The organism is Pseudomonas sp. GW821-FHT11D10 (assembly GCF_058808435.1).
Genome location: NZ_JBXARR010000007.1, coordinates 195903 through 213215, shown reverse-complemented (window position 1 = coordinate 213215; position 17313 = coordinate 195903). Strand labels below are relative to the sequence as shown.

The window sequence follows — 17313 nt, the reverse complement described above, 5'->3', positions numbered from 1 at the left end:
AATTTGCTTAAGTTTGGCGCTCCGGCGCCCTGTAGTGGATGGCGCATAGCGCCGGCGAATAAGGTGTTAAGCCCCTGCCATGAAACCATCGCTAGTCTTGAGAATGGGCCAGCAGCTGACGATGACACCGCAGCTGCAACAGGCCATCCGCCTGCTCCAATTGTCGACCCTGGATCTGCAACAGGAAATCCAGGAGGCTCTGGAATCCAATCCGATGCTCGAACGCCAGGAAGACGGCGACGACTTCGACAACTCCGATCCCATGGCCGACAACGCCGAACAGAAGCCCAACACCGAGATCCAGGAACCCTCCTATCAGGAGACCGCGCCGACAGTCGACAACCTCGAAGACGGCGAATGGAACGAGCGAATCCCCAACGAACTGCCCGTCGACACTGCCTGGGAAGACGTCTATCAGACCAGCGCCAGCAGCCTGCCAAGCAGCGATGATGACGAGTGGGACTTCACCACCCGCACCTCCGCCGGCGAGAGCCTGCAAAGCCACCTGCTTTGGCAGTTGAACCTGGCACCGATGTCCGACACCGATCGCCTGATCGCTGTGACCCTGATCGATTGCATCAACAATCAGGGCTACCTCGACGAAACCCTCGAAGAAATCCTCGACGCCTTTGATCCGGAACTCGACATCGAGCTGGACGAGATCGAAGCCGTCCTGCACCGCATTCAGCAGTTTGAACCCGCCGGCATCGGCGCACGCAACCTGGGCGAATGCCTGCTGCTGCAATTGCGCCAGCTGTCGGCCAAGACCCCTTGGCTGGCCGAGGCCAAGCGTCTGGTTACCGATTACATCGACCTGCTCGGCAGCCGCGACTACAGCCAGCTGATGCGCCGCATGAAGCTCAAGGAAGACGAGCTGCGCCAGGTCATCGAACTGGTGCAGAGCCTCAACCCCCGCCCCGGTTCGCAGATCGAATCCACCGAAGCCGAATACGTGGTACCTGACGTCATCGTACGCAAGGACAACGAGCGCTGGCTGGTCGAGCTGAACCAGGAATCGGTGCCACGCCTGCGAGTCAACGCCCAGTACGCCGGTTTCGTGCGCCGCGCCGACACCAGCGCCGACAACACCTTCATGCGCAACCAGTTGCAGGAAGCCCGCTGGTTCATCAAGAGCCTGCAGAGCCGCAACGAAACCCTGATGAAAGTGGCCACCCAGATCGTCGAGCATCAACGCGGCTTTCTGGAGTACGGCGACGAAGCCATGAAGCCGCTGGTGCTGCATGACATCGCTGAAGCGGTGGGCATGCACGAGTCGACGATTTCCCGGGTGACCACGCAAAAATTCATGCATACCCCACGGGGCATATATGAACTGAAATACTTTTTCTCCAGCCATGTGAGCACCTCCGAAGGCGGTGAATGCTCGTCCACGGCGATCCGCGCGATCATCAAGAAACTGGTTGCCGCGGAAAATCAGAAAAAGCCGTTGAGTGACAGCAAGATCGCTGGTTTACTGGAGGCACAAGGCATTCAGGTGGCTCGCCGCACCGTCGCCAAGTACCGCGAATCCCTCGGGATCGCGCCTTCGAGCGAACGCAAGCGGTTGATGTAAGCCACGTTACAGCGTTCCAGTGGCAGGCTCTTCGGCCTGCCGCTTTATGCACTGGCAACGAAGGAGAAGCTGTATGCAAGTCAACATCAGTGGACACCAACTGGAAGTTACCCAACCTCTCCGTGAGTACGTTGAGCAAAAGCTCAAGAGGCTTGAGGGACATTTCGACAAGATCACCAACGTGCAAGTCACGATGTGCGTCGAAAAGCTGAAGCAGAAAATCGAAGCCACGCTGCATATTCCCGGCAACGAGGTCGTCGCAAACGCGGAACATACCGATATGTACGCTGCGATCGACGCGCTGACCGACAAGCTTGATAAACAACTCAAAAAGCATAAGGAAAAGACCCAGAGCCTGCTTCAGGGCGCTACCGGTCGATAACCCCCACCCCCATGATCCGACTTGAAAGTATCCTGACCCCCGGCCGTTCCCTGGTGAACGTGCCGGGCGGCAGTAAAAAGAAAGCCCTCGAACAAATTGCCAACCTGATCGCCCGGGAAGTCCCGGATCTGGAGATGCAAGATGTCTTCGAGGCATTGATTGCCCGTGAAAAACTCGGCTCAACCGGTTTTGGCAACGGCATCGCCATTCCTCACTGCCGCCTCAAGGGCTGCGAAGCGCCGATCAGTGCGCTGATGCACCTTGATGCCCCTATCGATTTCGACGCTATCGACGGCGCGCCTGTGGACCTGCTGTTCGTCCTGCTGGTGCCGGAAGCCGCCACCGATGCGCACCTGGAGCTGTTACGCCAGATCGCCAGCATGCTCGACCGCAAGGACGTTCGCGACAGACTGCGCAGCGCGCCAAGCAACGAAGCCTTGTACCAGGTTGTACTGGAAGAACAGAACAGGCCGTAACCATGCGCTTGATCATTGTCAGTGGCCGTTCCGGCTCGGGTAAAAGTACCGCCCTGGATGTCCTTGAGGACAACGGTTACTACTGCATCGATAACCTGCCGGCAGGCCTTCTGCCGGAACTGGCCGAACGCGCCCTGATTCACACCGAGCTGGCGCAGCCACTGGTGGCGGTCTCGATCGATGCACGCAATCTGCCGAGCCATCTGACCCGATTTCCGGAATTGCTTGAAGACGCCCGTGCCAAGCATATTCAATGCGATGTCCTGTACCTGGATGCCGACGAAGAAACGCTGCTCAAGCGCTTCTCTGAAACTCGCCGCCGCCACCCACTGAGCAACGCCAATCGTTCGCTGGCAGAGGCCATTCAGGATGAAAGCGCCCTGCTCGGCCCCATTGCCGATCTCGCCGACCTGAAAATCAACACCACCAATCTCAACCTGTACCAGCTGCGCGATACCATCAAGCTGCGACTGCTGAACCAGCCGGAGCCGGGAACGGCGTTTCTGGTGGAGTCGTTCGGTTTCAAACGCGGCATGCCGGTGGATGCGGATCTGGTGTTCGATGTACGCTGCCTGCCGAACCCGTACTGGAAACCGGAGCTGCGCGCGCAATCCGGTCTCGATCAGCCGGTCGCCGAGTATCTGGCGGCGCAGCCTGAGGTCGAGGAGATGTACCAGGATATTTACACGTATCTGTACAAATGGTTGCCGCGCTTTGCGGCGAGCAACCGCGCTTACGTCACCATTGCCATCGGCTGCACCGGCGGGCATCACCGTTCCGTTTACCTGACCGAACGTCTTGGCCAGGCGCTGCAGAAGACCCTGAAGAACGTCCAGGTTCGCCACCGCGACCTCAGCTAAAGGATTCACACCGCGATGCCTGCTCGTGAAATCGAAATCATCAACAAGCTGGGCCTGCACGCCCGCGCATCGGCAAAATTCGTCGGAGTGGCGGGCCAGTTTCCCGATTGCACGATCAGAGTGGGCCGCACCCCGGAAACCACGGTTGACGGCAAAAGCATCATGGCGATGATGATGCTCGCAGCCGGAAAGGGCACCAAGATCCACCTGAGTACCGATGGCCACCAGGAACAGGAAGCCATGGACGCGCTGGTGACACTGATCAACAACTACTTCGACGAAGGTGGTTGAAAACGCTTGAAGCGAGGGAGCCAGCTCCCTCCTCCCGGCTCATCCCAACGCCGTATCCATCACCATCATCAGACAGAAGCCGATCAGCAATCCCAGGCTTGCCAGCTTCTCATGACCATTGCGTCGCGACTCCGGGATAACCTCGTGGGTCACCACCAGCAGCATCGCGCCTGCCGCCAAAGCCAACCCCAAGGGCAGCAACAACTCGGCAAGACTGACCAGCCACGCGCAGAGCAGCGCGAACACCGGTTCGACCAGACCTGACGCGGCACCAATCAAAAACGCCTTGACCCGCGGCATCCCGGCACCGGCCAGTACCAGCGCAATCACCAGCCCTTCCGGCACATCCTGCAAGGCAATGCCCATCGCCAGACTGTCTGCATCCGGCATTCCACCGCCAGCCGAGACACCGACCGCCATGCCTTCCGGGATGTTATGGGCAATGATGGCGAACACGAACAGCCAGATCCGTGGAGGAATCACCGGGTGCTCGACGGTGCCGATGAGCATTTCCGGCGAGGCCCCCGACACCCGGCGATCAACCAGATACAAGCCGAACGCCCCGAGCATGATGCCGAAACAGATCAGGCCACTGGCGCCCCACGGGCTCAGGCCCAGACTCTCGGCGGCGGCGATTCCCGGCACGATCAGCGAAAACGCGGTCGCCGCCAGCATCACACCGGCGCCAAAACCCAGCAGCGTATCGCCCAGCGCCTGGGGCATGTTGCGGATCACCAGCACCGGAACCGCGCCGAGTGCGGTGCCGAGGGCGCAGATCGCACCGCCCTGCAATGCCCGCGACAATCTCGGTTCCAGATTCAGCCATTCCAGTCCGTGGGCGACCAGCAAGGTCATGCCCGCCAACAGCAATAGCGATCCAATTGCGTAACGAAACATACGCCCACTTCCGATCGCCAGTGTTTCAGTGCCCATAGTCAGCCTTGGATTGTTTTTATAGGAGACTTAAACCAGCGCGGCCTGATAGCGCGCAGCGACTTCCGGCCAGTTGATCACGTTGTAGAACGCGCTGATGTATTCCGGCCGACGGTTCTGATAACGCAGGTAGTAAGCGTGCTCCCACACGTCGAGGCCGAGAATCGGCGTGTTGCCGTTCATCAGTGGGCTGTCCTGGTTACCGCTGCTCTCCACCACCAGTTTCTTTTCCGGGGTGACGCTGAGCCACGCCCAGCCACTGCCGAAGCGGGTCAGTGCGGCTTTGGTGAAGGCCTCTTTGAAACTGTCGAGGCCGCCCAGTTGCTCATCGATCGCCTTGGCCAGCGCGCCGTCCGGCTTACCGCCACCGCCGGGCACCATCACTTCCCAGAACAGCGAATGGTTGGCGTGACCGCCGCCCTGGTTGATCACCGCAGCACGCAGTTTTTCAGGCAGTTGCTGGACGCTGGCGACCAGTTTTTCCACCGGCCATTCCGCGAATTCGGTGCCCTCGACCGCAGCGTTCAGGTTGTTGATGTAGGTCTGGTGATGCTTTGTGTAGTGGATCTCCATGGTTTGCGCATCGATGTGCGGCTCCAGTGCGTCGTAGGCGTAAGGCAAGGCTGGCAGGGTAAAAGCCATTTCAATGGACTCCATGGTGATGTGGGGCAGGCGCGCGGCGCGCATTGCCGGTATCCGGGTGCAGCAAACGCTGGGTGCGAGGGTATTCGCCGTGTTCGCTGATGAAATTCAGTAGCTCGACGTAGGTTTTGCTGCTCTGGCGAAGGGCTGCTTCACGCAGCGCCGGGCGCAGGCGCTCGTCCTGCATGGTCTGCAACAGCCGTTGATGGATCGCGCACAGGTACTCGGCGCTCTCCTCCGGCTGATTCAGGCGCAGATGCAGATCGGCCAGGTTGTGGTGGGAGATGACGCAGGCCGCCACCGCTTCGTCGGCATCGGCCCAGCGCTCGAACAGCACTTGAGCCAGGGCCAGTGCTTGCAGATAAGCCTCGCGGGCGTCGATCAACTCGCCCAGCATGAAGCAGCGATTGGCCCGTTCGATCGTACGTTTCCAGTGCTCCATGATGAGCCTCCAAAGCGGTTGCGGTGTTTACACGCCGCCGGCGGTGAGTTTCTCGGGATTGAGCAACTCTTCCAGCTGGCTGCGCGACAGGTCGGTGTGTTCCAGCGCAACGTCGATCACCGGGCGACCCTGTTTGTAGGCCTGCTTGGCGATTTCGGCGGCCTTCTGGTAGCCGATGATCGGGTTGAGCGCGGTGACCAGAATCGGGTTGCGCGACAGCGCTTCCTTGAGCCGCGACTCGTTGACCTTGAAGCTGGCGATGGCCTTGTCACCCAGCAGACGACTCGAGTTGGCCAGCAACTCGATGCTGCTCAGCAGGTTCTGAGCGATGATCGGCAGCATCACGTTCAGCTCGAAGTTGCCCGACTGACCGGCGATGGTGATCACCGAGTCATTGCCAATCACTTGCGCGGCGACCATAGCGGTAGCTTCCGGAATCACCGGATTGACCTTGCCCGGCATGATCGACGAGCCCGGTTGCAGGCCTTCAAGTTCGATTTCACCGAGACCGGCTAGCGGGCCGGAGTTCATCCAGCGCAGGTCGTTGGCGATTTTCATCAGCGACACGGCAGTGGCCTTGAGCTGACCCGACACGGCCACGGCGGTGTCTTGTGAGCCGATCAGGGCGAACAGATCCTTGCCCGGCGTGAACTGGACATTGGTCAACTGGCTCAATTGGCGGCTGAAACGCGCAGCAAATTCCGGATGCGCGTTGATCCCGGTGCCGACCGCCGTGCCGCCCTGGGCCAGGGATTGCAGGCTTGGCAGCAAATCCTGCAGGTGACCGATATTGGCTTTGAGCTGCTGCGCCCAACCGTTGAGCACCTGGCTCATGCGCACCGGCATGGCATCCATCAAGTGGGTGCGACCAGTCTTGACGTGGTGATGAACTTGTTCGGACTTGCGCTCGATCACCTGCACCAGATGCAGCAGCGCTGGCAGCAGTTGTTCGTGCAAAGCCAACGCGGCGCTGACGTGGATGGTGGTCGGAATGATGTCGTTGCTGCTCTGGCCACAGTTGACGTGATCGTTGGCGTTTACCGGCTCTTCGAGCAGACGGCTGGCCAGGGTGGCGATCACTTCGTTGGCGTTCATGTTGGAACTGGTGCCGGAACCGGTCTGGAAGATATCCACCGGGAAATGCTGCATGAAGTCGCCTTCCAGCAGACCTTGGGCGGCATCGCTGATGGCTTTGCCTTGCGCGGCGCTGAGCTGGTTGAGCTCGACGTTGGCGCGAGCGGCGGCTGCTTTCGCCAGGATCAGGGCGCGGATGAACTGGGTCGGCATCGGTTTGCCGCTGATCGGGAAGTTATCCACTGCGCGCTGGGTCTGCGCGCCGTAGAGAGCGTCCACCGGCACCTGCAGTTCGCCCATGCTGTCGCGCTCAATACGTGTCTTGGTCATCTGAAAATCCTTGCACCAGTTCAATAAGAGGAATCGAGGGTTGCAACTCGCAGGTGGCGAGCTGCCAGGTGTAGCTTTGCCAGCGTTTGAGCCGGCATTTGCACAGCGACAGGCGCTCCATTTCACGCAGCGGGCGCCAGGCTTGATCGAGGCAGAGGCTGCGCCAGTGCCACGGCAACGCGATGTCGGTGGCCGTGTCGAGCAGCAGACGGAAGGAGGTTTCAGCGACCGTCCAGGGCGAGGTCGCCGTGCAGCAGGCCAGATACCGGCCTTCGGCCAGGTAGTGTTCGATCAGGCGCAGTTCGTCGGGATCCATCGCGCAACGGATCTGGCGACTCATCCAGCGCCAGCTTTCGAGGTACGGCTGCTCGTGCAAGGCAGAACTCATGATCCTGGGCTCATCCGATAATGAGATTTATTATTAGATGATAATGATAACCAAAACAAGAGTGGCTTTTTTGCTGCCTTCACCAGCCCGAAAAATTTGCGAACACAAAAAAGGCGCGCCACCCAATCGGGTGACACGCCTTTTTTGTACCTGCCTGAGGCTTAGCTGCCCGCGACAGTCATCTTCTCGATCAACACCGAACCGGTGCGAATGTTGCTGCGCAGTTCCAGATCGTTACCCACCGCGACGATCTGCTTGAACATGTCGCGCATGTTGCCGGCGATGGTCACTTCCTGCACCGCGAACTGGATTTCACCGTTCTCGACCCAGAAACCCGCCGCACCGCGCGAGTAATCACCGGTCACCATGTTAAGACCATGGCCCATCAGCTCGGTGACCAACAGGCCACGCCCCATGCGCCGCAGCAAGGCAGCCTGGTCTTCATCGCCATGGGTAACGAACAGGTTGTGCACGCCGCCAGCGTTGGCGGTGCTCGGCATGCCGAGTTTGCGACCGGAATAAGTGCCAAGGATGTACGACACCAGCTCGCCCTTTTCGACGAACGGTTTGGCATAGGTCGCCAGGCCGTCACCATCGTAGGAAGCACTGCCCATGGCACGCATCAGGTGCGGACGCTCGTCGATAGTCAGCCATTCCGGAAACAGTTTCTGCCCCAGAGTGCCTTCGAGGAAAGACGATTTGCGGTACAGACTGCCGCCGGAAATCGCCGACAGGAAGCTGCCGAACAACCCACCCGCCAGTTCCGCCGAAAACAAAACCGGCACTTCGCAGGTCGGCACCGGACGCGCACCCAGACGGCTCGCCGCGCGCTGTGCCGCGCGTTGACCAATGCTCACCGGATCCGCCAGCAGGCTGCCCTGACGGTTCACGTCATACCAGTAATCGCGCTGCATCTGGCCATCGGCCTCGGCGATCATCACGCAGCTCAGGCTGTGTCGGGTCGACGCATAACCGCCGATAAAACCGTGGCTGTTGCCGTACACGCGGCAGCCCTGATGGGTGCTCAACGTGGTGCCATCGGCATTCTTGATGCGTGCATCGGCGTCGAACGCGGCGGCTTCGCAGAGCAACGCCTTCTCGATGGCCTGCTCCGGGGTGATGTCCCATTGGTGGAACAGGTCGAAATCCTGAATATCCCTGGCCATCAGCGCGGCGTCGGCCAGCCCCGAGGCTTCGTCTTCGGAGGTGTGCTTGGCAATCGCCAGCGCCGCAGCGACGGTCTCGCGAATCGCATCCGGCCCGGTGGCGGAAGTACTGGCCGAGCCCTTGCGCTGGCCGACATACAACGTGATGCCAAAACCCTGATCGCGGTTGAACTCGACCGTTTCGACTTCACGTTGACGCACCGACGTCGACAGGCCCTGCTCCAGCGACACCGCTACTTCGCAGGCACTGGCACCCTGACGCTTGGCTTCGGCGATGATCTGCTCGACCTGTTCCTGCAGTGCCGGCAATGCCTGTGGGCCGACGCTTTCAACTGCACTCATGCTCATCTCCACTCAAATTCTGCTTTCGGCTGGGGCCTTCGAGCGACCGGGCCGGACAAGCGGCCCCCGACTGGTTATCATGGCGGCGTTTCTTTGCGGACTGCCACCATGGTTGATTCTTACGACGACTCCCTCGATACGGGAGAAAAAAGCAAATCCCAGGTCAAACGCGAGCTGCATGCTCTGGTTGACCTTGGCGAGCGCCTTACAACGCTCAAGCCCGACTTGCAGGCAAAACTGCCATTGACCGACGCCTTGCGCCGGGCCCTGGCCGATGCGCCCAAGCACACCGCGAACATCGCGCGTAAACGGCACTTGCAGTTCATCGGCAAACTGATGCGCGATCAGGACACTGACGCGATTCTCACCTTGCTCGATCAACTCGATGCCTCTACCCGTCAGTACAACGAGCGTTTCCACAACCTCGAACGCTGGCGTGACCGCCTGATCGCCGGTGACGATGCCGTGCTGGAAAAATTCGTCGTCGATTACCCGGACGCCGACCGCCAGCAACTGCGTTCCCTGATCCGTCAGGCCCAGCACGAGGTTGCGCAAAACAAACCTCCTGCCTCGAGCCGCAAGATCTTCAAGTACATCCGTGAGCTGGACGAGACTCAACGCGGTCTGCGTTGATATTCGCCACCGGGTGGCCGCACCGCGCGCCACCCGAAGCTCCACCCCTTCTTATGCGCCCGTGCCACCCACGGTGATCGCATCGATTTTCAGCGTCGGCTGACCGACACCCACCGGCACCGACTGCCCGTCCTTGCCGCAAGTCCCCACACCGCTGTCCAGCGCCAGATCGTTACCGACCATCGACACCCGGCTCATCGCTTCCGGACCGTTGCCGATCAACGTTGCGCCTTTGACCGGCGCGGTGATCTTGCCGTCTTCGATCAGATAAGCCTCGCTGGTGGAGAACACGAACTTGCCGCTGGTGATGTCGACCTGACCGCCGCCGAGGTTGGCGCAGTAGATGCCCTTCTTCACCGACGCGATGATTTCCGCCGGATCGCTCTGGCCGCCGAGCATGTAAGTGTTGGTCATCCGTGGCATCGGCAGGTGCGCATAGGATTCCCGGCGACCGTTGCCGGTGCGGGCCACGCCCATCAGCCGCGCATTGAGCTTGTCCTGCATGTAGCCCTTGAGCACACCGTTTTCGATCAGCGTGGTGCACTCGGTCGGGGTGCCTTCGTCGTCGACGCTCAGGGAACCGCGACGACCGCTCAGGGTGCCGTCATCGACGATGGTGCAGAGTTTCGAAGCAACCATTTCGCCCATGCGACCGCTGTAGGCGGAACTGCCCTTGCGGTTGAAATCGCCTTCCAGACCGTGACCGACCGCTTCGTGCAGCAGCACGCCGGACCAGCCCGAGCCCAGAACCACCGGCAAGGTGCCGGCCGGGGCAGGAATCGCTTCCAGATTCACCAGCGCCTGACGCAACGCCTCACGGGCATAACCCATGGCGCGGTCTTCGGCGAGGAAATAACGGTAGTCGGTACGCCCGCCGCCGCCGTGACCGCCACGCTCGCGACGGCCGTTCTGCTCGACGATCACGCTGACGTTGAAACGCACCAGCGGGCGCACGTCGGCAGCCAGGCCACCGTCGGTCGAGGCCACCAGAATACGTTCCCAGACCCCGGCCATGCTTACGCTGACCTGCTGGATACGCGGGTCGAGGGCGCGGGTAGCAACGTCGATGCGCTTGAGCAGTTCGACTTTTTCAGCGCGGCTCAGGACTTCCAGCGGGTTATCCGGCCCATACAACTGGGCGACGTCCTGGGTGCTGAACGCCTGCACCGTGCCGTTCTGCCCCGCGCGGGAAATCGAACGGGCCGCACGGGCCGCTGCGCCGAGGGCTTCGAGGGTGATTGCGTTGCTGTAGGCGAAACCGGTTTTCTCACCGGACTGCGCCCGCACGCCGACACCCTGGTCGAGGTTGAAACTGCCTTCCTTGACGATGCCGTCTTCCAGCGACCAGGACTCGGAAATCTGCCCCTGGAAATACAGGTCGGCCGCATCGATGCCTGGACCCGCCAGATCACCGAGCACGCCTTGCAGGCTCTCGATCGTCACGCCGCCGGGCGCCAACAGGTGATCACTGACTGAGGACAACAACTCGCTCATAGGTTTTACGCCTTAAATTCGTGTTCTGAAGCAGGTCGCTGTGCGCCCTGCGAAAAAAACCGCCGATGACCCGTCACCGGCATTCGCGCCCGGATGGACGCCTGTTCGTTGCTGTCGCGTTCGGCCAGCAACACGGCTTCGCCTTGTTCCTGCTGCGCCAGCACGCGGCCCCACGGATCGACAATCGCCCCGTGGCCAAAAGTTTCTCGCGGCCCTGGATGCGTCCCGCCCTGGGCTGCCGCCAGCACATAGCACTGGGTTTCAATGGCCCGCGCGCGGATCAGTACATCCCAGTGCGCCGCTCCCGTGACCGCGGTGAAGGCCGACGGTGCGGTAATCAGTTCAGCCCCGGCTGCGCGTAATTCGCTGTACAGCTCCGGGAAGCGCAAGTCGTAGCACACCGTCAGGCCCAGTCGCCCGACCGGCGTGTCCGCGACCACCACGCCACTGCCATAAGCATAGTCATCGGATTCGCGGTAACGGCCGCGATTGTCCGCTACGTCGACATCAAACAGGTGCAACTTGTCATAGCGTGCAACGATTTCGCCCTGATCGTTCACCAGCAGCGAGCAGGCATGGGACTTGGCCTCGGGCTGTCCCACAGGCGGCAACGGCAAGGTGCCGGCCACTATCCATAACCTGAGGTCGCGGGCGGTCTGTTTCAACCACGGCAGGATCGGGCCTTCGCCGAGCGCTTCGGCGCGGCCGATATCGGCGATGTCGCGACGGCCCATGGCCGCGAAGTTTTCCGGCAGCACGGCCAGCTTCGCACCGGCGTTGGCGGCCTGTTCGAGCAAACGTCGGGCATCGCGCAGATTGGCCAGCACATCGCTCTGGCTGACCATTTGAATCACCGCTAAAGACATGGCGCACTCCGCAAGAGGTATGCGGCCATGCTACTCCATCGGTTCAGGGGCTGGCTGTTCAAAAAGGCTTGTCGAAGGTGATTTTCGGCTCTTTCCACGGGCCTTTGACGGTGTATTTGACGCTGGCGAACCGTGCCACGCGATCGCCGATCAGCTTGTCGATCAGGAACAAGGCACCGCCGACCGCCGGCGCACCGACAATCAGCGCGGCAATCGGCAGGTTGTTGGTCACCGGCAAAGTCACCAACAATTTGGCATCCACCTTGTCGCCCACCAGATCCAGCGTGCCATCCAGCTCCAGGTTGCTCGAAGGACCGGTCAACTTGATCGGCTCTTTCGTCACATACACGCCGTTGGTCCCCACCAGCAGTCCCTTGACCCGGTCATAGCTCAGGCCCTTGCCGAACAGATCGGAGAAGTCGAGGCGCAAACGCCGGCCAATCGAGTTGAAGTTGAGCAGACCGAACACCCGCAATGCCTGAGCGCCGCCCTCCACTTCAACAAACTGGCCTTTGTTCAACGACGCATCGAGGGTGCCGGAGAAGCGCTTGGTCGCCAGCCACGCCGGCGAGCCCGGCCAGCGGCCATCGACATCCATGTGGAATTCTTCGCTGGTCACGCTCGGCGCAAAGCCCCAGCCCTTGAGCACATCGGCGAGGTTCTTGCCGCCGATCCGCCCCTTGTACCAACTGGTCGTGGCACCGGGCGTTCCTTCCCAGCCGCCGCTGCCCTGCAGGAGAATGCCCTTGAGGCCCAGATCGAGGTTGTTCAGGGCGATACCCTTGGCGGTCGGCCGAATCTTGAGTGACCAGCCGCCAACCAGATCCTGACCCTGGAACAATTGATTGATGGTGATATCCAGCGCCGGAATCTTGCTCGGATCGACCGAGGCCAGTGGGTCCGGCGCGTTCTCGTCGGCCTGCACAGTCGGGTCCGGTGCCGGCAACCGCACGTATTGCAGGTTCACCGCAATCGGCGCGCCCTTGGCGTCGGGAATGCCGGCCGTGCCTTTGGCCTGCTGACTGTCGAGGGCCAGAGCCCAGGCGCCGGGCTTGCGATTCACCTGCACTGCCGCCTGATCCAGCGTGGTGCCGAAGGCCGTGAGTTTGCCGATCTTGAAGTCCGCGCTGCTGAGCAACTGCTTCGCGTTGCCGCCCGGATCCTGGCCGGCGTACTTGTCCAAAAGATCCTGCCAGGGTTTGACGTCCAGCTCGGACAACACACCGCGTATCCGCAAGCCTTTGTTGCCCGGCAATACGGCTTCACCGGCGCCGAGGAACAACTCGCCCCGGCCATCAGCGAAATTGCTCGGTGGCGCGGCGAAGGTGAAGTTGGCCAGTTGATCGTAATTGACCCAGTAACGCCGCTCCTGCCCCTGCAAGGTCATGCGGAACACCGTGTCACGCCCGACATCGGCGGCCATGCCGAACGGCGCCGGCAGATCCACCGCCACGCCCTTCAGACTGGAGCTGACCATCAATTGGCTGTCGGCGCCGTCCAGATTCACTTGCAACTGGTAAGGGATGGTCCCGGACACCGGCAACGGCTGAGTCACGCCCAGCCAGTCGGTGAGTTTCTTGACCTCGACCTGCCCCGACGCTGCCACTCTTGTCTTGAGCTTGCCGGGGCCGCCGTCGGCGAAGATCTGCGCAGTGACCGGTTTGTCGAAGGCCCGGGCACTGATGTTCTGCCCGCTCAGGCCCTTGGCGCTGTCGAAGCGGAAATCGCCCTTGAGCTGGCTCAGTTCGAGCTTGGGCTCTGCCAGCTTCAATCGCGCATTGGCGGTTTTGAAATCGACGAGGATTTTCGGCTGATCACCCTTTGCCAGCGGCACATCGAGTTTGAGCTTGCCTTGCAGATCACCCTCGCCTTCCCAGCCGGCAAAGGTGTCGGCGGTGCCGATCGGCGCTTCCTGAAGAATCTTCAGGCCATCGCCCAGCCCACCCGCGAAGGTGCCGTCGAGGAACATATGGCTGTGCTCGCCGCTCGGCACATGGGGAATATTGACGAAGACGTCACTGACCTGGGTATCGAGCAACTGGCCCTTGCTGGCGAGAATCCGCACGCCGCTGTCTTCGATGAACACATCACCGCTGACCTTGCTCACGTGCGGCCAGCCCGGCTGGAACGCCAGCTCGGCGTCGTGCACCTTGAAGAACAGGCTGATGCTGCGATCTGCTTCCCCGGCGTTCTTGTTCAGCGAACCTTGATACTGGAAGAACCCTTGATCCACCGCGCCCTTGAGAATCGCCGTGCGCAGCCATTCGTCGAGGGCCGGGCTCAGGACTTCCGGCAGGTACTTGGCGGTGTAACGACCATCGCCGTCCACCAGGCCAACCCGAAGGTCCATGTAGTCTTCCTGGCTGTGATCGAAATGCAGGCGAATCAGGAAGTCGCCGGCAATCTTGCCTTCCTCGCCGAGCACCTTCAGGTAGGGCGCGATCAGGGTGAAACCTTCTTTATCGAGCTTCCAGGTCAACCGGGCGTTGGCCTGAATGTATTGCCACGGCTTGGCGAAAATCGGATCGAGGTGCAGGACGAAATCCTTGCTGTCCATGCGCAGCTCGCCGCCGCCGAGATTGCCGGTAAGACTGCCGCTGACATTCCGCGCTGCCGGCGCGCCGTGATAGGCGTCAAACCCGACTTGATCAAGGTTGGCGGCGAAGCCGAATTTGCTGTCGTCGGTCGCGTTCGGCCGGAAATCCAGCAGCACGTTACGCAGACCGCCGGTCACTTTCAGGCGCTCGACCACGGTGGCGAAGCCTTGGGGCAACGGGCCGAGGGCATTGAGCAACGGTGTTATGGGCGTCAGGTCGAGCCGGTCGGCCTGCAGATGCCAGAGTTCTTCGTTCTTGTCGGTGGCGGCAGTCTGTTTGATCTGCACATGCGATTCCCAGCGGGTTTCGCCGAAATTCATCGCCAGCGAATCAAGCGTGACAGTGGCTCCCTCGGGACCGCGCTGGAAATAGCCGTTGAGCGCCAGATTGTTGATCTGGATCGGCTTGCGCTCGGCGTAGGCACCGGTCAACTGCGGCGCGTTGAGACGGATCGCAGCGCTCTGCAACGCCCCCTCGCGCCAGTTGACCCACAGCTCGCCACCGGCCTTGATCTCGGAGAAATTCCATTGCTGGGTCAGGCGCTCGGGTAGCCATTTTGACCAGTCGCTCTGCGGCAGGCTGACATAACCCTCCACTTCGCTGTTCTGCCACTGACTCGGACGAATCCGCGTGCGCAGACTCAGCGCCACGGGCTGGCCGTCAGGCAGGGTCAGTCGTGCATCGAGGCGCTGACGGCTGGTGCCGGTCTTGAGATTGAGGCCGACATACGTGAGGGTCAGCGGTGCCTGTTCCCGCGGCTGCAAGGTCACCTGACTGTCGAGCACCGACAGTTGCTGAATCATTTGCATGCGGTTGAACAGTTGCTCGGGATCCATGGGCTGATCCTGCTGCACCGGCAAGCCTTCCAGCGCCCACTTTCCGTCTTCGCCTTCCTTGAGGCTGATCTTCAGACCATTGAGTTCAAGATGGGCGATGCGCACTTCGCGGGCCAGCAGACTGGCCCACAGATCCGGCACTGCGCGCACCCGATCCAGGCGCAAGGCATTGGCGCCGCTGCCGACCATCACGTCGTGGGCCAGCAGGATAGGCGCAAATCCACTCCAGTTGCCTTCCAGCTCGCCGATCTGCAGCGGCATGCCCAGGGCAGCACTGGCCTTGTCTTCGATATCGGTGCGGTATTCGGCCACCAGTGGCGTGAGTTCCCGGCCGAGACTGACGTACAACGCCATCAATACCAGAACCAACGCGCACAGGCCCAGACCCCAGCGGGTCAGTGCGGCCAAAATGCGTGTCAGACGTTCCATGTCAGTTGGCTCCCATGGCAAAAATACTGCAAAAAGCTGAGGCCAGCCGTTTCAGGAAAAGGGTGACGCAGGGGTTCAGAGCAGCACCACGTCATATTGTTCCTGGGAATACATGGTTTCTACCTGGAAGCGTATGGTGCGCCCGATGAAACCTTCAAGTTCGGCCACGTTACCGGACTCTTCATCGAGCAGGCGATCCACCACTTTCTGGTTCGCCAGCACCCGATAACCCTCGGCCTGATAGGCCCGGGCTTCACGCAGGATCTCGCGGAAAATCTCGTAGCAAATGGTTTCCGGGGTTTTCAGCTTGCCCCGGCCCTGACAGCTGCTGCACGGTTCGCACAGCACCTGCTCGAGGCTTTCGCGGGTGCGCTTGCGCGTCATCTGCACCAGGCCCAACTCGGTAATACCGATGATGTTGGTCTTGGCGTGATCGCGCTCCAGTTGTTTCTCCAGGGTACGCAGCACCTGACGCTGGTGCTCTTCGTCTTCCATGTCGATGAAGTCGATGATGATGATCCCGCCCAGGTTGCGCAGGCGCATCTGCCGGGCAATCGCGGTCGCGGCTTCGAGGTTGGTCTTGAAGATGGTTTCTTCGAGGTTGCGATGACCGACGAACGCCCCGGTGTTCACGTCGATGGTGGTCATGGCTTCCGCCGGATCGATCACCAGATAACCGCCGGACTTCAGCGGCACCTTGCGCTCCAGGGCTTTCTGAATTTCGTCTTCGACGCCGTACAGATCGAAAATTGGTCGTTCACCCGGGTAGTGTTCCAGACGATCGGCGATTTCCGGCATCAGTTCGGCGACGAACTGCGTGGTCTTCTGGAAGGTTTCCCGGGAATCGATGCGGATCTTCTCGATCTTCGGGCTGACCAGATCGCGCAGGGTGCGCAGCGCCAGGCCGAGGTCTTCGTAAATCACGCTAGGCGCGCCGATGGTCTTGATCTGCTCGTTGATCTGATCCCACAGGCGGCGCAGGTAGCGGATGTCCATCAGGATCTCATCGGCCCCGGCACCCTCAGCTGCGGTGCGCAGAATAAAGCCGCCAGCCTCCTTGATGCCTTCTTTGGCCACGCAATCGCTGACCACTTGCTTGAGGCGTTCGCGCTCGGCTTCGTCTTCGATCTTCAGGGAAATGCCGACGTGGGCCGTGCGCGGCATGTACACCAGATAGCGCGACGGGATCGACAGTTGCGTGGTCAGGCGAGCACCTTTGGAACCGATCGGATCCTTGGTGACCTGCACCACCAGGCTCTGGCCTTCGTGCACGAGGGAACTGATGCTTTCCACCGCCGGGCCTTCGCGCAGGGAAATTTCCGAGGCATGAATGAAGGCTGCGCGATCCAGGCCGATGTCGACGAATGCCGCCTGCATGCCCGGGAGAACCCGCACCACCTTGCCTTTATAGATGTTGCCGACGATCCCGCGTTTTTGCGTACGCTCGACGTGCACTTCTTGCAGCACACCGTTTTCGACCACCGCCACGCGCGATTCCATCGGCGTGATGTTGATCAGAATCTCTTCACTCATGGCAGGGTCTCGTTCAGGCATGTTCA

Annotated in this window: 16 protein-coding genes; 6 read left to right on the top strand and 10 right to left on the bottom strand. The window is 61.0% G+C overall.

What is annotated here, in order from left to right; genetic code table 11:
• Window positions 1-79: 79 nt before the first annotated feature.
• From AC1RT4_RS21150 to AC1RT4_RS21130, 5 genes are all read left to right on the top strand, one after another.
• Window positions 80-1573 (top strand): RNA polymerase factor sigma-54, encoded by a 1494-nt coding sequence (locus AC1RT4_RS21150; RefSeq protein ID WP_011332472.1) that lies wholly within the window; start codon window positions 80-82, stop codon window positions 1571-1573.
• Window positions 1574-1646: 73 nt separating this feature from the next.
• Entirely contained in the window at window positions 1647-1955 is a 309-nt protein-coding gene (hpf, locus tag AC1RT4_RS21145) for a ribosome hibernation-promoting factor, HPF/YfiA family (protein WP_007953578.1), read from the top strand.
• A gap of 11 nt (window positions 1956-1966) precedes the next feature.
• On the top strand, window positions 1967-2431 hold the full coding sequence (ptsN, locus tag AC1RT4_RS21140; protein ID WP_007953580.1) for a PTS IIA-like nitrogen regulatory protein PtsN: 465 nt from the start codon (window positions 1967-1969) through the stop codon (window positions 2429-2431).
• A gap of 2 nt (window positions 2432-2433) precedes the next feature.
• Window positions 2434-3291: an RNase adapter RapZ gene (gene rapZ, locus AC1RT4_RS21135; protein ID WP_127796932.1), complete on the top strand. Its 858-nt coding sequence runs from the start codon at window positions 2434-2436 to the stop codon at window positions 3289-3291.
• Window positions 3292-3306: 15 nt separating this feature from the next.
• On the top strand, window positions 3307-3582 hold the full coding sequence (locus AC1RT4_RS21130) for an HPr family phosphocarrier protein (protein ID WP_007953585.1): 276 nt from the start codon (window positions 3307-3309) through the stop codon (window positions 3580-3582).
• A 39-nt stretch (window positions 3583-3621) separates the two neighbouring features.
• On the opposite strand, the gene AC1RT4_RS21125 is transcribed toward AC1RT4_RS21130, so the two are convergent.
• The 6 genes from AC1RT4_RS21125 to pmbA form a co-directional block, all read right to left on the bottom strand.
• The gene (locus AC1RT4_RS21125) at window positions 3622-4515 is read right to left on the bottom strand and encodes a ZIP family metal transporter (RefSeq protein WP_493087605.1); all 894 of its coding nucleotides are present in this window, start codon (window positions 4513-4515) and stop codon (window positions 3622-3624) included.
• A gap of 30 nt (window positions 4516-4545) precedes the next feature.
• The gene (locus AC1RT4_RS21120; RefSeq protein ID WP_045121714.1) at window positions 4546-5157 is read right to left on the bottom strand and encodes a superoxide dismutase; all 612 of its coding nucleotides are present in this window, start codon (window positions 5155-5157) and stop codon (window positions 4546-4548) included.
• Window position 5158: 1 nt separating this feature from the next.
• Window positions 5159-5599: a DUF2753 family protein gene (locus AC1RT4_RS21115; protein ID WP_007953590.1), complete on the bottom strand. Its 441-nt coding sequence runs from the start codon at window positions 5597-5599 to the stop codon at window positions 5159-5161.
• Between the two features lie 27 nt (window positions 5600-5626).
• Window positions 5627-7003, bottom strand: a complete 1377-nt coding sequence (locus AC1RT4_RS21110) for a class II fumarate hydratase (RefSeq protein ID WP_007953592.1) — start codon at window positions 7001-7003, stop codon at window positions 5627-5629.
• Window positions 6984-7391, bottom strand: coding sequence for a FagA protein (locus AC1RT4_RS21105; protein WP_493087602.1), 408 nt, complete (start codon window positions 7389-7391; stop codon window positions 6984-6986). The genes AC1RT4_RS21110 and AC1RT4_RS21105 overlap by 20 nt, the downstream gene beginning before the upstream one ends.
• Before the next feature lie 161 nt (window positions 7392-7552).
• Window positions 7553-8899, bottom strand: a complete 1347-nt coding sequence (gene pmbA, locus AC1RT4_RS21100) for a metalloprotease PmbA (RefSeq protein WP_039769277.1) — start codon at window positions 8897-8899, stop codon at window positions 7553-7555.
• Between the two features lie 108 nt (window positions 8900-9007).
• Here pmbA and yjgA point away from each other — a divergent pair, with 108 nt between their 5' ends.
• The gene (gene yjgA / locus AC1RT4_RS21095) at window positions 9008-9532 is read left to right on the top strand and encodes a ribosome biogenesis factor YjgA (protein ID WP_007953598.1); all 525 of its coding nucleotides are present in this window, start codon (window positions 9008-9010) and stop codon (window positions 9530-9532) included.
• Between the two features lie 51 nt (window positions 9533-9583).
• On the opposite strand, the gene tldD is transcribed toward yjgA, so the two are convergent.
• From tldD to rng, 4 genes are all read right to left on the bottom strand, one after another.
• On the bottom strand, window positions 9584-11026 hold the full coding sequence (tldD, locus tag AC1RT4_RS21090; protein WP_493087599.1) for a metalloprotease TldD: 1443 nt from the start codon (window positions 11024-11026) through the stop codon (window positions 9584-9586).
• Window positions 11027-11031: 5 nt separating this feature from the next.
• Complete coding sequence (locus tag AC1RT4_RS21085) at window positions 11032-11892, bottom strand: carbon-nitrogen hydrolase family protein (RefSeq protein ID WP_085611331.1); 861 nt, start codon at window positions 11890-11892, stop codon at window positions 11032-11034.
• 58 nt (window positions 11893-11950) lie between these two features.
• A complete protein-coding gene (locus AC1RT4_RS21080) occupies window positions 11951-15754 on the bottom strand; it encodes a YhdP family protein (protein WP_493087597.1) in 3804 nt (1267 codons plus the stop codon).
• A 75-nt stretch (window positions 15755-15829) separates the two neighbouring features.
• Window positions 15830-17287 carry a ribonuclease G gene (gene rng, locus AC1RT4_RS21075; RefSeq protein WP_085685711.1) on the bottom strand — a complete coding sequence of 486 codons (1458 nt, stop codon included), beginning with the start codon at window positions 17285-17287 and terminating at the stop codon, window positions 15830-15832.
• Between the last annotated feature and the right edge of the window lie 26 nt (window positions 17288-17313).

What these genes read in the sequence shown, in the direction of transcription:
- AC1RT4_RS21120 (WP_045121714.1), bottom strand. Translation starts at nt 5,157, where the DNA reads ATGGCTTTTACCCTGCCAGCCTTGCCTTACGCCTACGACGCACTGGAG.
- AC1RT4_RS21130 (WP_007953585.1), top strand. Translation starts at nt 3,307, where the DNA reads ATGCCTGCTCGTGAAATCGAAATCATCAACAAGCTGGGCCTGCACGCC.
- AC1RT4_RS21110 (WP_007953592.1), bottom strand. Translation starts at nt 7,003, where the DNA reads ATGACCAAGACACGTATTGAGCGCGACAGCATGGGCGAACTGCAGGTG.
- ptsN (WP_007953580.1), top strand. Translation starts at nt 1,967, where the DNA reads ATGATCCGACTTGAAAGTATCCTGACCCCCGGCCGTTCCCTGGTGAAC.
- AC1RT4_RS21150 (WP_011332472.1), top strand. Translation starts at nt 80, where the DNA reads ATGAAACCATCGCTAGTCTTGAGAATGGGCCAGCAGCTGACGATGACA.
- rng (WP_085685711.1), bottom strand. Translation starts at nt 17,287, where the DNA reads ATGAGTGAAGAGATTCTGATCAACATCACGCCGATGGAATCGCGCGTG.
- tldD (WP_493087599.1), bottom strand. Translation starts at nt 11,026, where the DNA reads ATGAGCGAGTTGTTGTCCTCAGTCAGTGATCACCTGTTGGCGCCCGGC.
- AC1RT4_RS21080 (WP_493087597.1), bottom strand. Translation starts at nt 15,754, where the DNA reads ATGGAACGTCTGACACGCATTTTGGCCGCACTGACCCGCTGGGGTCTG.
- AC1RT4_RS21085 (WP_085611331.1), bottom strand. Translation starts at nt 11,892, where the DNA reads ATGTCTTTAGCGGTGATTCAAATGGTCAGCCAGAGCGATGTGCTGGCC.
- hpf (WP_007953578.1), top strand. Translation starts at nt 1,647, where the DNA reads ATGCAAGTCAACATCAGTGGACACCAACTGGAAGTTACCCAACCTCTC.
- yjgA (WP_007953598.1), top strand. Translation starts at nt 9,008, where the DNA reads ATGGTTGATTCTTACGACGACTCCCTCGATACGGGAGAAAAAAGCAAA.
- AC1RT4_RS21115 (WP_007953590.1), bottom strand. Translation starts at nt 5,599, where the DNA reads ATGGAGCACTGGAAACGTACGATCGAACGGGCCAATCGCTGCTTCATG.
- AC1RT4_RS21125 (WP_493087605.1), bottom strand. Translation starts at nt 4,515, where the DNA reads ATGGGCACTGAAACACTGGCGATCGGAAGTGGGCGTATGTTTCGTTAC.
- rapZ (WP_127796932.1), top strand. Translation starts at nt 2,434, where the DNA reads ATGCGCTTGATCATTGTCAGTGGCCGTTCCGGCTCGGGTAAAAGTACC.
- AC1RT4_RS21105 (WP_493087602.1), bottom strand. Translation starts at nt 7,391, where the DNA reads ATGAGTTCTGCCTTGCACGAGCAGCCGTACCTCGAAAGCTGGCGCTGG.
- pmbA (WP_039769277.1), bottom strand. Translation starts at nt 8,899, where the DNA reads ATGAGTGCAGTTGAAAGCGTCGGCCCACAGGCATTGCCGGCACTGCAG.